This window comes from uncultured Limosilactobacillus sp. (genome assembly GCF_934202235.1).
Classification (GTDB): Bacteria; Bacillota; Bacilli; order Lactobacillales; family Lactobacillaceae; genus Limosilactobacillus.
Map to the genome: position 1 here is coordinate 1 of NZ_CAKPXS010000044.1, position 14,192 is coordinate 14,192.

The window sequence follows — 14,192 nt, forward strand, 5'->3', positions numbered from 1 at the left end:
CTGTTGAATACCGGACGCATACCTTATCAGTCTAAATTATCTGAACTTTGTCTAACTTTTTTGTTGCACTTCAAATTACCGCGCACCATGTCGTTTGTTTCAAAGCTTATTCGTCTTTCTTAGCTTCTGTCTTCTTCTCACTCGACGTCTTTACTTGCGGATCAGCCTGTTGCTTAGTCGTTTGCGGTTTGATTCCCCGCCAGTCATCAGCATACTTAGCACCGGTCAGCTCCGTTACTGGCTTGAAGGTGTCAGTAAAGCTGTCGGTAACTAATTCTGGTTTGGCAATCCACTGGTAGAATTGAGCAGCGACGAGTAAGGCTGCCGGAATAAACATCAGTTCAGCGATGACCAGTAAGATCACCCCCGCCCACATTAGCGGGTAGGTGCCGGTGTAGTCACCGTAAAAGGCGATCCCACCAAAGATTGCCCCCAAAACCAGCATCGGCAGCGCGATGAAGAGGATCGAAACAATTAGGTAGCTAGCCTTATTGCCACCCATTAACCGCCGGCTGGCAGTAATGGCGTGACGCATGGATTGCCCAAGAAAGTCTTCCTGGCGGTCACGGTAAACAAAGATTGCCTGCGAGTACTCCAACCCTTTCCAGACAACGATAATGTCATTAATGATGTTGAGAACAATCCCCAACCAACTGATCTTGGCAATCACCGGCAGTGTGCCGATAATCATTAACGGCAGCTGCCACAAGAAGACGAAGAAACTCATGTACAACGTCAACCGAAGAATCTGGTTTTTCTTCAGGTGCTTAAAGTAGGTCCAAACAGCACTGGCGTTTAACTTCATTTCCGGATGACGGAGGCAATCCAGCCAGGCATATGCACTAGAGACACCAAGGAACTGGAGGAAGAATTCCACCACGACCAAAGCGGCAATCAGGATCCACATGCCGACCATCACCATCAGGGCCATCGACAGTGAACTCATCCCGTACATCATCATTTGAAACATCATCATGAAGGTCATGAAGGCGCGGGCAATTCCAAGTGAAATCAAAACAGAAATTGCCAACAGCAGCAACATTCCCCCGGCAATCGGCCAGACTGCTGACCAGTAACGTTCTTTGAGGGCGGTCCTTAAATCCGCCCAAAATTGCTTAATCGAAACTTGTTTAGCCATTGTTTCCCACCTTACTTATAATTGATCATTTTCTGCTTAATATCATAACACAGGCCATAACATTCTTATCTTGCCGAACAAAAATGATCATTATGTTCTTATAGTTGAAAGATTCTGTGAAATTAGGAAAGGGCCACGAATATTCGCGGCCCTTCTTTTAGTTATCAGATTAGATTAACCTGCAACCCTAGTCAATATCGTACTTTTCCTTGCTCAAAACGTTCAGCTTGTCGTCGAAGTCATAAACAACTGGTTGGCCAGTAGCCATTTCCAGGTTCATGATGTCATCATCGGAGATGTTTTCGATGTACTTGCTCAGCGCACGCAGAGAGTTACCGTGGGCAGCAATAATTACGTTCTTGTTGTCCAGCAGCTTTGGTGCAATCTGGTCTTGCCACAGCGGGATAACCCGTTCCAGGGTAACCTTGAGGTTTTCACCACCCGGGATCGTCCGTGGGTCAAGGTTAGCGTAACGACGGTCCTTTGCAGCCGAACCCTCGTCAGTTGCCTTCAGCAGCGGTGGCAGGACGTCGTATGACCGACGCCAAATGTGAACTTGGTCGGCACCATACTTGTCAGCAGTTGCCTTCTTGTTCAATCCCTGCAGAGCACCGTAGTGACGTTCGTTCAAACGCCAAGTCTTGTATTCTGGAATCCACAGCTGGTCGCATTCTTCCAGTGCGTAGTGCAGCGTCTTGATGGCCCGCTTCAGAACTGAAGTGTAGGCGTAATCAAATTGCAGCCCGTGTTCCTTGATGGCCTTGCCGGCAGCCTTAGCCTGGGCAACACCCTTTTCACTCAAATCAACGTCGACCCAACCAGTAAATTGGTTGGAAAGGTTCCATTCACTTTGTCCGTGACGAATCAAAACCAGTTTTGCCATTAATCTGACCTCTTTCTTCTTAAAAGTCATGTAACAGAATTACTGTTATATTTTAATCCATTCCGCCCTAAATACCAAGTGGCGAGAAACAGATTGTTATTTTCTAATGAGAAAAGACCTATTCGGTTAGCTGACGACTGCCCCGGCGGGCCCGCAATCCCCAGAGAATGCAGACAGTGTCGACTACCTCCTGGAGCAGGGCACCAATAATCGTCGGTACAACCCCAGTGGCCGCAATCAGCATCAGGGCCACGCAGACAAAGATACCAAGGAGAACGGCGTGCTTAGCAATTGCCAGCGTTTCTTCGGCAATGGTGACTGCGTTGGCGACCTTGTGCAGGTTATCGGTCAGAATCACAACGTCAGCTGACTCACTAGCCGCACTTGAGCCGCGGGCACCCATCGCAATCCCAACGTCGGCCACCTTGAGTACCGGCGCGTCGTTGACACCGTCGCCGACCATAATGCTCGGCCGTTCATCTGCTGGGAGGTCCTGCAGGTGGATAATCTTATCCTTCGGCAGCAAGTCGGCAAAGACCGTGGTAATCCCCAGCTTGTTGGCAATCCGCTGGGCAATCGCCGCATTGTCACCGGTAACCATGATGATCGTCTTTACGCCAGAAGGCCGTAGCTCATTAATGGTATCTCGCGCTTCCGGCCGCAGCTTATCGGCCAGTTCGATCCGCCCACAGTAGCGACCGGCAACCGCCACGTAAACTGCCGTGACATTGGCAGCGGCAATGTCATCATCTGGCGCGACAAAAGTCCGTTTGCCAACCCGCACCTGCTGGCCATCAATTTCGGCCACTACCCCCTGGGCAGTAACTTCTTCTAGCTGCGTCGGCTGGCTGAGTGTTAGCCCCGCTTCATGTGCCCGTTGCACAATCGACTGTGCCAGGACATGGTTGGACCCCTGCTCGGCACTAGCAGCGAAGCGGAGAAGATCGTCTTCATCCATCCCCGTTGTCGGGGCGACCGCACTCACCGCTAATTGTCCGGCAGTCAGCGTCCCGGTTTTGTCGAAAGCAGCCGACCTGGCAGTGGCAAGTTTTTCAATCACGTCGCCGCTCTTGACAACGATCCCGTTAGCCGACGACCGGCTCATCCCCGAAACGAAAGCGACCGGCGCGGCTAAAATCAACGGGCAAGGTGAAGCGACAACCAGCACCTGAGCAAAACGGACTGGGTCGCCAGCCCACGCCCAGGCAAGGCCCCCGATGACCAGGCTAATAACGGTAAAGGGAATCGCATAGCGGTCAGCCAGCCGCACGAACCGGGCTGGCTGCTGGTCAGCTTCCCGGATCAACGCTACGAGTTGCTGGTACTGGCTGTCGGCCGCTCGTTTCTCGACCGTCATTTCCAAAATACCATCCCCGTTGACCAACCCCGACAACAGCTCGTCACCAGCCTGCTTGGTTAGCGGCAGCGATTCACCAGTCAGTGACGACTCGTTAACCGTGCTGTGCCCATCAGTCACCCGGCCGTCAACGGGCACCAATTCACCAGGGAGGACCTTGACCCTGTCGCCCACTTGCAGTTCATCGACGCCGACTGCTTCCTGTTGGCCATTGACCAGGCGGTGAGCGGTCCGCGGCGTATTATCCAGCAGGCTCTTAAGCTCACTGTGCGCTTTTTCGTTGGCGTAGTCTTCGAGAGCGTCACCACCGATCAGCATCAGTAAGATGACCATCGCCGCCCAGTATTCACCGACTGCCAAGGCAGACGTAATGGCAATGATGGCTAAGAGGTCCACGCCGTAATCACCTTGGCGTAGCTTTTGGACCATCCCCCACAGCATCGATAGCGCAATCACTATCCCCGCAGCGGTAATGATCAGCTGAGACCAGCCGGGGTGACCAAGCCCCCACTGACAAATTGCTGCCACGATGGCGACTCCCGCTAGGGCAAGCAGTTTTCGCTGGTTGGTATTCATCTTGAAGCCCTCCTTTACTACTTCCTCTTATTAACTTCTATTGGAAAACAAACGACTGCCAAAACAAAAAGTTGCGGTAGCTCAGTGGTTACCACAACTTTTTCTTTCATATTATTTAATTAGTGAATCTTAACTCCCGCCTTTTGTCCAATATCGTGGCGGTAAAAACAGTCTGGTTCGTTTAAGCGGTCCAAGTAGTCGTACACTCGCTGGGCCGCTTCCTGGAGACTCGGTGCTTCAGCAATCACCATTGCTAACCGGCCACCAGCACCATAAAGGTCATCCAACCGGCCAGTGACGTTAGCGTAGTCAATCGCAATCCCCTCCTGGTCCGGCAACTTCCCCAGTGACGGGTAGTAGGCCGGATGCGTTGGGTAGCCCTTCGCCGCCAGCACCACCCCTAAGACTGCCTGGTCACGTTCCTTGATGACTGGCAGGGGGGTGTCATCGACTACCGCCTGCAACAGCTCTGCCCAGTCGGTGGCCAGCCGGGGAAGGATCACCTGGGTCTCCGGGTCTCCCAGGCGGACATTGTACTCAATCACTTTCGGACCATCAGCTGTCATCATGAGCCCGATGTAGAGGATGCCATGATAGTCATAACCCCCGTCGACTAGGCCGGCAATGGTCGGCTCGACGACCTCCTGGACCATCCGTTGACGGTCAGCTTCCGCCAGCTGGGGCAGCGGGCTATAAGCCCCCATCCCTCCGGTGTTGGGACCCTTGTCACCATCGTAAGTCCGCTTATGGTCCTGGGCCAGTGGCAAGAGCCGGTACTGGTCACCGGCCACTAGACAGAAAAGTGAGTATTCCGGACCAGTCAGACATTCTTCGAGCACGACAACCGTTTGCGGACCAGCAAACATTTCGTGGAGGGTGTCAACGGCGCTGGTGTAATCAGGGGCGATCACGACCCCCTTACCGCCCGCGAGGCCATTTTCCTTTACCACGACCGGGTAATCAAAGTCAGCCAACCCCGCCACCGCGGCTGCTTCGCTGGTAAACGTTTTGTGTTTGGCCGTTGGGATGTGGTAACGGTCCATAAACTGCAACGCGTAGTCCTTTGACCCTTCCAGCTGGGCCGCCCGCTTGGTTGGGCCAATAATCTGTTGGCCTGCAGCTTGAAACTTGTCGACAATACCAGCACAAAGGACATTTTCCGGTCCCACGAAGGTCCAATCAACGTGCTTTTCGATGGCAAACTGCAGCAAACCATTAAGGTCCATCTCGGCGATGTTCACCGGCGTCACCCCCACCGTCAGCATCCCAATGTTGCCGGGTGCACAGTAGACCGTCGCCACGTGGGGGCTTTGCTTTAATTTCTTGGCGATGGCAAACTCCCGGCCACCCTCGCCGATAACAAGCAGTGTTAACTGATCCTTCATCATTCACCCTCCTGACTAGTGGCGGAAGTGACGGTGCCCGGTAAAGACGACCGCCACGCCGTACTTGTTGGCCATGTCAATCGTTTCCTGGTCACGAATCGAGCCGCCTGGTTCGACGACTGCCTTGATGCCGTGTTGGCCCGCAAATTCCAGGCTGTCCCCAAAGGGGAAGAAAGCATCGGAAGCCATGACGGTTGTTTCGTCGATCGCCTGCCCCGCATGCTTGGTGGCAATCTTCAGCGAGTCAATCCGGTTTGGCTGACCAGCACCGACACCGAGGGTCCGCTCGTTGTTAGCGAGGACGATGGCGTTGGACTTAGTGTGCTTAACCGCCTTCCAGGCAAAGGCCAGGGCCGCCAACTGCCGTTCCGTTGGCTTGACTTTCGTTACGCATTGCCAGTCATGCGGGTCCTCTTGGAGTACGTCTTGTTCCTGAACCAACAGCCCGCCCATCACGGAAACCGCCTCGTGGCGAGTCGGTTCATTTTCGTGGCTGAAGTCTACCGTCAACAAACGAAGATTTTTCTTCTTGGCTAATACCTGGTAGGCATCGTCATCAAAGGCCGGCGCGATAATAATTTCCAAGAAGAGCTTGTGCATCTTCGTGGCCGTCGCCAAGTCTACCGGCCGGTTAACTGCAATTACCCCGCCAAAAATAGAAACAGGGTCAGCCTGGTAAGCGCGATCCCAGGCATCCGTCAAGCTCGACGCACGACCAATCCCGCACGGGTTCATGTGCTTCATTGCCACAACGGTTGGTTCTTCCTGGAATTCACGAATACAACGCAGGGCTTCATCTGCGTCCTTAATGTTGTTGTAAGACAGCTTTTTGCCGTGTAATTGCTTTGCCGAAAGAATGGAGAATGATTTTGGCAGGGCATCTTCGTACAACCAGGCCTGCTGGTGCGGGTTCTCCCCGTAACGCATCTTTTCCTTCAGCTGGTAAGTCATCGTCAGCTGGTCGGGGTCTTCGTTGTTGGTCTGCTTCGTCAAGTAGTCGGCAATCAGCGCGTCATACGCCGCCGTTGTTCGAAAGACCTTGGCTGCGAGGTTAGCACGTGTCGCCAAAGTAGTGTCACCGTGCTCCTTGATCTCCGCTAACACTTGGTCATAGTCACCCTGGTCAACGGCGACCGTCACGTCGCGGAAGTTCTTGGCCGCCGCCCGCAGCATACTTGGTCCGCCAATATCGATGTTTTCGATGGCCTCTTCTTCGGTGACACCTGTTTTTTGAATGGTTTGTTTGAACGGGTAAAGGTTGACAACGACGAGGTCGATCGGCGTAATTCCTAGCTTCTTTAGCGTCGCCATGTGTGCTGGCAAGTCCCGGCGGGCTAACAGCCCACCATGGACATACGGGTTCAACGTTTTGACCCGTCCATCAAGGATTTCCGGAAAGTGGGTAACGTCTTCAATCGCAATGGTCTTAATCCCGGCACCGTCGAGAACCTTCTTGGTCCCGCCAGTAGAAACAATTTCGTAGCCATTTTCTTCCAGTCCGCGGACAAATGGTACCAGGCCTGCCTTGTCACTAACAGAAACTAATGCGCGTTTCATGATTTACTTCTCTCCTTTACTCATTCGTTGCTGCAAAACTTCCTTGACTGCTTGGGGGAACAACTGGTGTTCCGTTTTATGGATCCGTGCTTCTAACGTTGCTGCCGTGTCGTCGTCCTTAATCGGCACGACTCGTTGCGCGATGTTTTCGCCGTGATCCAGTTGGTCGTCAATAAAATGCACCGTTACCCCCGTCTGTTGGATCCTGCCCGCTTGAAAGTCAGCAAAGGCCCGTTCAATGGCGTGGAGCCCCTTATAGTGTGGTAACAGGGCCGGGTGGAGGTTGACGATCGAGTGCGGATAGGCATTGAGAATCGTTGGCCCCACCACCCGCAGGTAACCGGCCAAGATAACAAAATCGACCTGGTAGTCCTGAAGGAGGGCCAATAACCGCTGTTCATAGGCTTCTTTACCGCCACATTCCTTGACGGTCCACGCTTTTGCTGGAACGTGCAGCCGGGCTGCCCGCTTCATCACTGGTGCATCCGGGTGATTACAAAATAACAATACCAGGTTGCCGGGAATCGCCCCCGTGGCAAATTGTCTTGCTAGCGCCTCAAAGTTAGTCCCGTTCCCCGAAGCCAGAATGGCCACTCTCATTTTTCTCGCCTCACTTGATTAACACTTTTTCTTCTGCCAGTGGCCGCTTCTTGAGGTGACCAACCTGGTAGACGGCTTCACCTGCTTCTTGCAGGGCGGTCGTTACCCGGTCAACATTGGCGGGATGGACCGCCAGGACTAAGCCCAGCCCCATGTTGAATGTTCCCCAGAGGTCATCATCTGCTAGTTGACCAAGCCGGGCCAGGTACTTGAAGACCGGCAAGATTGGCCAGGTGCCCCGACTGACAACTGCCTGCAAATTATCGGCAAACATCCGCGGCAGGTTCTCAATCAGCCCACCACCGGTAATGTGGCTAATTCCCTCAATTAACCCGGCATGAACTAGCGGCAAGACCGTTTGAACGTAAATACGCGTGGGGGTAAGCAAGGTTTGCCCGACAGTCTGGCCTTGGAGGATCGCTGGCGTCTCTCGCCAGTCAACATCATGGTCGTGAAAGAGGATTTGCCGGACGAGTGAAAAGCCGTTGGAATGAAGACCAGCTGAGGCCAGTCCGATGAGGATGTCACCTTCTTGCGGGCGAGTGCCATCAAGGATTTGGTCACGCTCCGCAATCCCGGTGGCAAAGCCGGCCAGGTCGTACTCGTCACGGTCGTACATCTCAGGCATCTCGGCCGTTTCGCCACCAACCAGGGCGGCCCCTGCCTGCCGGCAACCAACGCTCACCCCGTGAACGACACTGGCGAGGCGGTCAGGATCGTTATGGCCCGCCGCAATATAATCGAGAAAGTAGAGCGGTTCAGCTCCCTGGGCCAGCAAATCGTTGACACACATTGCGACCGCATCAATGCCCACAGTATCGTGCCTGCCCACTTTTTGGGCGACCAACAGCTTGGTACCGACCCCGTCGGTACCAGCCACCAACACCGGATGCCGGTAATTCAGCTGACCGAGGTCAAACATGCCACCAAAACCGCCGATCCCGCCAACCATTCCTGGCCGCCGGGTGGCGTTCACGTCCGCACGGATTTTCTTCACTAACTGGTAGCCGACATTAACGTCAACACCTGCTTCTTGGTAACGATTCATTGTTTCTTCAACCGCTCCTTTCTCGCGAGTTGCTCTTGGCGGTTTAACGAGGCCAAGTAACCGGCCTCATAGTCTTCCAGCGGTGTCGGGTACTGGCCGTTAAAGTACGCGACGGTCAACCCACCAAAGGGTGCTTTGCCAGCATCCGGAATATTAATCGCCTTGATCAGCGAGTCCACACTGAGAAAACCAAGGCTGTCACAGCCGATAATCTCTCGCATTGCGCTAACCGAGTAGTGTGCAGCAATGAGTTCCGCCCGCGTGGAAACGTCGATGCCGTAAAAACACGGAAAACGGAAAGTCGGGCTAGCAATTCGCAGGTGGACCTCCGCCGCGCCAGCATCATAGAGCATCTGGACGATCTGCTTGGAAGTGGTTCCGCGGACAATCGAGTCATCAACAACGGCAACCCTCTTGCCAGCAACCACCCCGCGGACGGCCGACAGCTTTCGTCGCACCCCTTCTACCCGCAGCGCCTGTTCCGGTTGGATAAAGGTCCGGGCAACATACTGGTTCTTCACCAGCCCCATCTCGTTGGGGACGCCAAGTTCTTCGGCATAACCAGCCGCTGCCGAAAGGGCTGAGTTCGGGACCGGAACGACCATGTCCACGTCAGCTGGCTGTTCTCGGGCCAGCAGCCGCCCCATCCGTTTGCGGGCATTGTGAACTGTCACCCCGTGGATCACCGAATCCGGGCGGGCAAAGTAAATAAACTCCATCGAACAAATTGCCAACTGGGTATTAGTCGTGAAGTGGTCGATGTGCAAGCCATCGCGGTCAACAATCACCAGTTCGCCAGGTTGAACATCGCGGACAAACCGGGCCCGAACGATGTCTAACGCACAGGATTCGCTTGCGATCACGTAGGCCCCGTCGGCTAGTTGACCGATACACAATGGCCGGATCCCGTGTGAGTCAAGGGCAGCGATCATTCGATCCTTTTGCAGCATCAGGAAAGCAAAACCGCCGTGAACTTCATTGAGGGAGGCCTTGAGGGCGGGCAAAAAGGCCTGCTGATTCATCTTTTCTCGTAAGAGATGGATCAACACTTCCGTATCGGTAGTGGTTTGAAAGACCGCCCCATTGACCTCCAACCGTTCCCGGAGTGAGGTGCCATTAACTAGGTTCCCGTTATGGGCCAGGGCAATATCACCATCGTGAAAATGAAAAAGGAAGGGCTGGACGTTTTGAATCGAATTCTGCCCGGTTGTACTGTAGCGAACATGACCGATCGCCGCATCGCCGACCAACTTAACTAAGTCCTCGCGGTGGGCAAAAGCCTTGGAAAGGAGGCCGCGGTCACGGTGCTGATACATCTGCTGGCCATCCGTTGAGACAATTCCGGCCCCTTCCTGTCCCCGGTGCTGGAGGTTGTGGAGCCCCAGGTAAACCAGTTGGCTAGCGTTTTTCGTGCCAAAAACACCGAAGACACCACACTCCTCGTTTAAGCTTTTGACTTCATTAGGCACGGGATCGCCTCCTCATAAAGCGTTTCTAATTCATTAACGTCAGCTACCAGGTTCTGCCCAGCAAGGGTTACCGTTAACTGGTTATCAGCGGTGACCGTCCCCACTAGTTGTGCCCAGGCACCCAGCCGTTCTTCAACTGCTCGTTGGTGCTGAGGAGAAACGGTAATAACAAAGCAATTGGCTGGTTCGGCAAAGAAGCGGGCCGGACTGAGAGTCGTCAAGTTAAGGTCCATCCCCAAGCCGGTCCCGAAGAGTACCTCACTGAGGCAGGTTCCCAACCCTCCTTCGCTCAGGTCGTGAGCACTATTAACCAGGCCAGCTTGTTCGGCTGCCAGCAGGTCATCCAAGTGGGCGTGAACTTCTTTAATGTCCACCGGGTTAAGCGTTCCACTGATCCGACCATCAAGCATCTTTTGCAGTTCGCTGCCAGCAAAGTCGTTACCAATCTGCCCTAGCAGGTAGACCCTGTCGCCAGCGTGAGCCGCTTTAATGGTTACCACGCGTTGGATGTCGTGAACGAGGCCGACCATGCCAACCATCGGCGTTGGCTGAATCGCCTGCCCATCGTTTTCGTTATAGAGGGAAACATTACCGGAAACAACCGGCGTCGCGAGTTCGCGACAGGCATCAGCCATTCCCATCACTGAATGGTGGAGTTCCCAGAAGATTTCCGGATCAGTGGGGTCGCCGTAGTTGAGACAGTCGGTGATGGCGAGGGGTTCGGCCCCGGCAGCAACGATGTTTGCTGCCGCTTCGGCGACCGCCCTAATTCCCCCAATATAAGGGTCCAGGTAGACGAACCGACCGTTGCCATCAGTTGTCATCGCCAAGCCTTTCTTGGTCCCTCGAACCCGAAGAACACCGGCATCACTCCCCGGACCAACAACGGTGCTGGTGCGAACCTGCGAGTCGTACTGCTGGGTAAAGTAGCGCGCTGAGGCCACTGTCGGCTGCTGGAGAATTTGTTTCAGCGTTGCCAACGCATCAGTCACCACCGGCGCTGGTGCAGCGGTCGCCCGACGGAGCCGTGCCGGTTGCTTTTCGGCGCTTGGTTCTTCGAGGACGTCGTCTACCAGGGTGTGTACTGGGATGTCACAGACAACCTGCCCATCATGGTGCAAGACGTACTGGCCATCCGCGGTAATCCGGCCGATCACCACCGCCTCCAGTTCGTGTTTGGCAAAGACTTCCTGGACGTCTTTTTCGTGCCCCTTTTGAACACAGAGCAGCATCCGTTCCTGGGATTCAGAAAGCATAATTTCGTAGGCGGACATCCCCGGTTCGCGTTGCGGCACCAGGTCAAGGTTGAGGTCCATCCCACTCTTGCCTTCCGACGCCATTTCAGCACTGGATGAGACGATGCCAGCCGCGCCCATGTCCTGGATACCGACTAACCAATCCGGGTGCTGACGGATCACTTCTAAGCAGGCTTCCATTAGTAGTTTTTCCATGAAGGGGTCGCCAACCTGGACCGCGGAGCGCTGGGTAGCGTGTTCGGCCGAAAAGTCTTTCGAAGCAAAGGTGGCCCCATGAATGCCATCACGGCCAGTCTTCGCGCCGACGTACATCACCGCGTTCCCGACACCGCTCGCGTTGCCCCGTTCCATGTCGGCCTGGTCCATGATTCCCAGGGCGAAGGCGTTGAGAAGGAGATTGCCAGCATAGCAAGGGTCAAAGGTGGTTTCACCACCAATCGTTGGGATTCCCATACAGTTACCATAGTCACCGACACCCTTGACCGTTTGCTCCGCCTTGTAACGCATCGTGGCATCATCCTTGATTTCGCCGAAGTGCAGCGAATCAAGGGAGGCAATCGGCCGGGCACCCATGCTGAAAATGTCGCGGAGAATCCCGCCAACCCCCGTGGCGGCTCCCTGGTAAGGTTCAACCGTCGTCGGGTGGTTATGGCTTTCGGCCTTGAAAACGACTGCCTGCCCGTCATCGATGTCGACGACCCCTGCCCCTTCACCGGGGCCCTGGAGAACCCGCGGACCAGAATTAGGGAAAAGCCGCAGTACTGGTTTAGATTTTTTGTAGGAACAGTGTTCACTCCACATCGCCGCAAACAGCCCGGTTTCGGTATAGTTTGGCAAGCGGTGGAGCAGCGAGTCGGCGATGTAGTTATACTCGTGCTCAGTCAAACTCCAGTCGAGATATGGCTGTTGCTCCTTAATTTCTTCCGGGGTCATTGCCTGCTTCATTACTTTACCTCCGTCCTTACTGTCTGCTGGTCTAATAATGATTGAAAGAGTGGCAAACCGTCAGTGCTACCTAGCAGTGCTTCTACCGCCCGTTCCGGGTGGGGCATCATCCCCACAACATTGCCATCACGGTTGCAAATGCCGGCAATATCATGCAGACTACCGTTCGGGTTTTCACCGGCGTAGCGGAAGACCACCTGGTGGTTGTCCTCCAGTTGTTGAATGGTTTGCGGGTCCGCGTAGTAACTACCGTCGCCGTGAGCGATCGGCAACTGAATCGTCTGCCCTTCCTGATAGCGACTCGTAAATGCCGTCCGGTCATTGACCACCGTTAGGTCCACAGTCTTGCAAACGAACTGCAGACTGTCGTTTTGTTTGAGCGCTCCCGGCAGCAAGCCCATTTCGGTAAGGATTTGAAAACCATTGCAGGTCCCAAAAACGAATTTACCTTCTTCTGCCATTTGGCGGACGGCGGGAATAATGTTGGCAAAACGGGCGATGGCACCACAACGCAGGTAGTCACCATAAGAAAAGCCGCCTGGCAGCATTACTGCGTCAAAACCGGCCAAACTTTTCTCCCGGTGAGAAACATATTCCACGTCTGCACCCAGTACGCTGTGCAAGGCTTCGTAGAGGTCAACATCACCGTTAGAACCAGGAAAGACGATTACCGCAATCTTCATTCCGCCGCCTCCAGTACTTGATAGTGGTAAGTTTCCATGTTGAAGTTCACTAATAACTTGGTGGCAACATCCTTAATCGCCGCGTCCAGGTCAGTGACTGAATCAGCCAGTTGCAGGTCGAAGAACCGTCCGGCCGCTACACTCTCCACTTCGCTGTGGCCGAGGGTATGGATCGCGTCGGTAATTGCGGCGCCCTGCGGGTCAAAAACTGATGGTTTGTAGGTGACAAAAATCCGCACAGTCGTCATCTTAGTTCTCCTTTCCCAGGGCCTTTTGCAGACGGTGAAGGACTTCTTCATAGGTCACCGTCAAGTCGCCGAGGTCGCGTCGAAAGACATCCTTATCCATGTGCTGGTGGGTCTTGAGGTCCCACAGTCGGCAATTATCTGGTGAAAATTCATCCGCCAGGACAATGTGTCCATCCGGCAATTTACCAAATTCGAGTTTGAAGTCGACCAGCTGCATCCCGGCCCGGTGGAAGAGGATTGTCAGCAGGGTATTGACGCGTTCAGACAGGTTCCAGCAAGCCTGCAGGTCATCAGCCGTGGCAAAGCCCAAGCCCTGCGCCCCACTGTTGTTGAGGAAGGGGTCACCCAACTCGTCACTCTTGTAAAATAGTTCTTCAACCGGTTGGTCAAAGACCTGGCCTTCTTCCATGCCAAAGCGGGAAGCAAAGTGACCGGCACAGACGTTACGCGTCACAAATTCCAGGCGGATCATCTGACACTTTTTGACAAGTTCTTCAGTATCGTTCAGCTTTTTGATGAAGTGGGTGGGGATCCCGTTAGCAATCAGGTAATCAAAGACCAGGGTGGAAATCTGGTTGTTTAGTTCGCCCTTATCCTTAATCTGATCCTTCTTCTTCCCGTTGAGGGCTGTTGCCTGGTTGGTATAAACCACTTTTAACACGTTGGGGTCAGCGGTTTGCCACATTTGTTTTGCTTTGCCGGTATAAATTAGCTTGTCCATCTTCACCTAGCTCCTTTTGTAAAATACGAACTTTATGACGAATAAAGTAACTACTGTTCGTAAAACTAGGTTAAGGATAGCAGACCACTAGCTGGCCGTCAACATCAAATACGAACTATTTAGTGATTTTTAGCCTTATCATTCTGATATATCGCCATTGACACTTGTCTTCATTGTCAGTTGCCTCTATCGTTCGCTTTTTAGTCCATAAGAAAAAGAGCGCACTTCCAGCCATTATGGCTCAGTGCACTCTTTTTCTACTTAAAGTCAAGTTATATCAGTACTTAGCGACTGTATTGACTTGGCTTTTTTAGATTATTATGTTC

General features: G+C 53.7%; 12 protein-coding genes. All 12 read right to left on the reverse strand.

Annotated elements, in window-relative coordinates:
• Positions 1–106 precede the first annotated feature (106 nt).
• On the reverse strand, positions 107–1,138 hold the full coding sequence (locus Q0E49_RS06635) for a hypothetical protein (RefSeq protein WP_295747289.1): 1,032 nt from the start codon (positions 1,136–1,138) through the stop codon (positions 107–109).
• A gap of 187 nt (positions 1,139–1,325) precedes the next feature.
• The gene (locus tag Q0E49_RS06640; protein WP_295747291.1) at positions 1,326–2,021 is read right to left on the reverse strand and encodes a 2,3-diphosphoglycerate-dependent phosphoglycerate mutase; all 696 of its coding nucleotides are present in this window, start codon (positions 2,019–2,021) and stop codon (positions 1,326–1,328) included.
• 118 nt (positions 2,022–2,139) lie between these two features.
• Positions 2,140–3,954 (reverse strand): heavy metal translocating P-type ATPase, encoded by a 1,815-nt coding sequence (locus Q0E49_RS06645; RefSeq protein WP_295747293.1) that lies wholly within the window; start codon positions 3,952–3,954, stop codon positions 2,140–2,142.
• 119 nt (positions 3,955–4,073) lie between these two features.
• Positions 4,074–5,339, reverse strand: coding sequence for a phosphoribosylamine--glycine ligase (gene purD / locus Q0E49_RS06650; protein ID WP_295747295.1), 1,266 nt, complete (start codon positions 5,337–5,339; stop codon positions 4,074–4,076).
• 15 nt (positions 5,340–5,354) lie between these two features.
• Complete coding sequence (purH, locus tag Q0E49_RS06655) at positions 5,355–6,896, reverse strand: bifunctional phosphoribosylaminoimidazolecarboxamide formyltransferase/IMP cyclohydrolase (protein ID WP_295747297.1); 1,542 nt, start codon at positions 6,894–6,896, stop codon at positions 5,355–5,357.
• 3 nt (positions 6,897–6,899) lie between these two features.
• Positions 6,900–7,496, reverse strand: coding sequence for a phosphoribosylglycinamide formyltransferase (purN, locus tag Q0E49_RS06660; RefSeq protein WP_295747298.1), 597 nt, complete (start codon positions 7,494–7,496; stop codon positions 6,900–6,902).
• A gap of 10 nt (positions 7,497–7,506) precedes the next feature.
• A complete protein-coding gene (gene purM / locus Q0E49_RS06665) occupies positions 7,507–8,544 on the reverse strand; it encodes a phosphoribosylformylglycinamidine cyclo-ligase (RefSeq protein WP_295747300.1) in 1,038 nt (345 codons plus the stop codon).
• Positions 8,541–10,013, reverse strand: coding sequence for an amidophosphoribosyltransferase (gene purF / locus Q0E49_RS06670; protein ID WP_295747302.1), 1,473 nt, complete (start codon positions 10,011–10,013; stop codon positions 8,541–8,543). The genes purM and purF overlap by 4 nt, the downstream gene beginning before the upstream one ends.
• Positions 9,989–12,214, reverse strand: coding sequence for a phosphoribosylformylglycinamidine synthase subunit PurL (gene purL / locus Q0E49_RS06675; protein WP_295747304.1), 2,226 nt, complete (start codon positions 12,212–12,214; stop codon positions 9,989–9,991). The genes purF and purL overlap by 25 nt, the downstream gene beginning before the upstream one ends.
• Positions 12,214–12,897, reverse strand: coding sequence for a phosphoribosylformylglycinamidine synthase subunit PurQ (gene purQ, locus Q0E49_RS06680; protein ID WP_295747306.1), 684 nt, complete (start codon positions 12,895–12,897; stop codon positions 12,214–12,216). The genes purL and purQ overlap by 1 nt, the downstream gene beginning before the upstream one ends.
• On the reverse strand, positions 12,894–13,145 hold the full coding sequence (gene purS / locus Q0E49_RS06685; RefSeq protein WP_295747308.1) for a phosphoribosylformylglycinamidine synthase subunit PurS: 252 nt from the start codon (positions 13,143–13,145) through the stop codon (positions 12,894–12,896). The genes purQ and purS overlap by 4 nt, the downstream gene beginning before the upstream one ends.
• Position 13,146: 1 nt before the next feature.
• Positions 13,147–13,866: a phosphoribosylaminoimidazolesuccinocarboxamide synthase gene (purC, locus tag Q0E49_RS06690; protein ID WP_295747310.1), complete on the reverse strand. Its 720-nt coding sequence runs from the start codon at positions 13,864–13,866 to the stop codon at positions 13,147–13,149.
• Between the last annotated feature and the right edge of the window lie 326 nt (positions 13,867–14,192).

Bases quoted from the DNA above. Each gene is read 5' to 3' on its own strand.
- purS (WP_295747308.1), bottom strand. From the start codon at position 13,145: ATGACGACTGTGCGGATTTTTGTCACCTACAAACCATCAGTTTTTGAC.
- purL (WP_295747304.1), bottom strand. From the start codon at position 12,214: ATGAAGCAGGCAATGACCCCGGAAGAAATTAAGGAGCAACAGCCATAT.
- Q0E49_RS06645 (WP_295747293.1), bottom strand. From the start codon at position 3,954: ATGAATACCAACCAGCGAAAACTGCTTGCCCTAGCGGGAGTCGCCATC.
- purQ (WP_295747306.1), bottom strand. From the start codon at position 12,897: ATGAAGATTGCGGTAATCGTCTTTCCTGGTTCTAACGGTGATGTTGAC.
- purH (WP_295747297.1), bottom strand. From the start codon at position 6,896: ATGAAACGCGCATTAGTTTCTGTTAGTGACAAGGCAGGCCTGGTACCA.
- purC (WP_295747310.1), bottom strand. From the start codon at position 13,866: ATGGACAAGCTAATTTATACCGGCAAAGCAAAACAAATGTGGCAAACC.
- purN (WP_295747298.1), bottom strand. From the start codon at position 7,496: ATGAGAGTGGCCATTCTGGCTTCGGGGAACGGGACTAACTTTGAGGCG.
- purD (WP_295747295.1), bottom strand. From the start codon at position 5,339: ATGAAGGATCAGTTAACACTGCTTGTTATCGGCGAGGGTGGCCGGGAG.
- Q0E49_RS06635 (WP_295747289.1), bottom strand. From the start codon at position 1,138: ATGGCTAAACAAGTTTCGATTAAGCAATTTTGGGCGGATTTAAGGACC.
- purM (WP_295747300.1), bottom strand. From the start codon at position 8,544: ATGAATCGTTACCAAGAAGCAGGTGTTGACGTTAATGTCGGCTACCAG.
- Q0E49_RS06640 (WP_295747291.1), bottom strand. From the start codon at position 2,021: ATGGCAAAACTGGTTTTGATTCGTCACGGACAAAGTGAATGGAACCTT.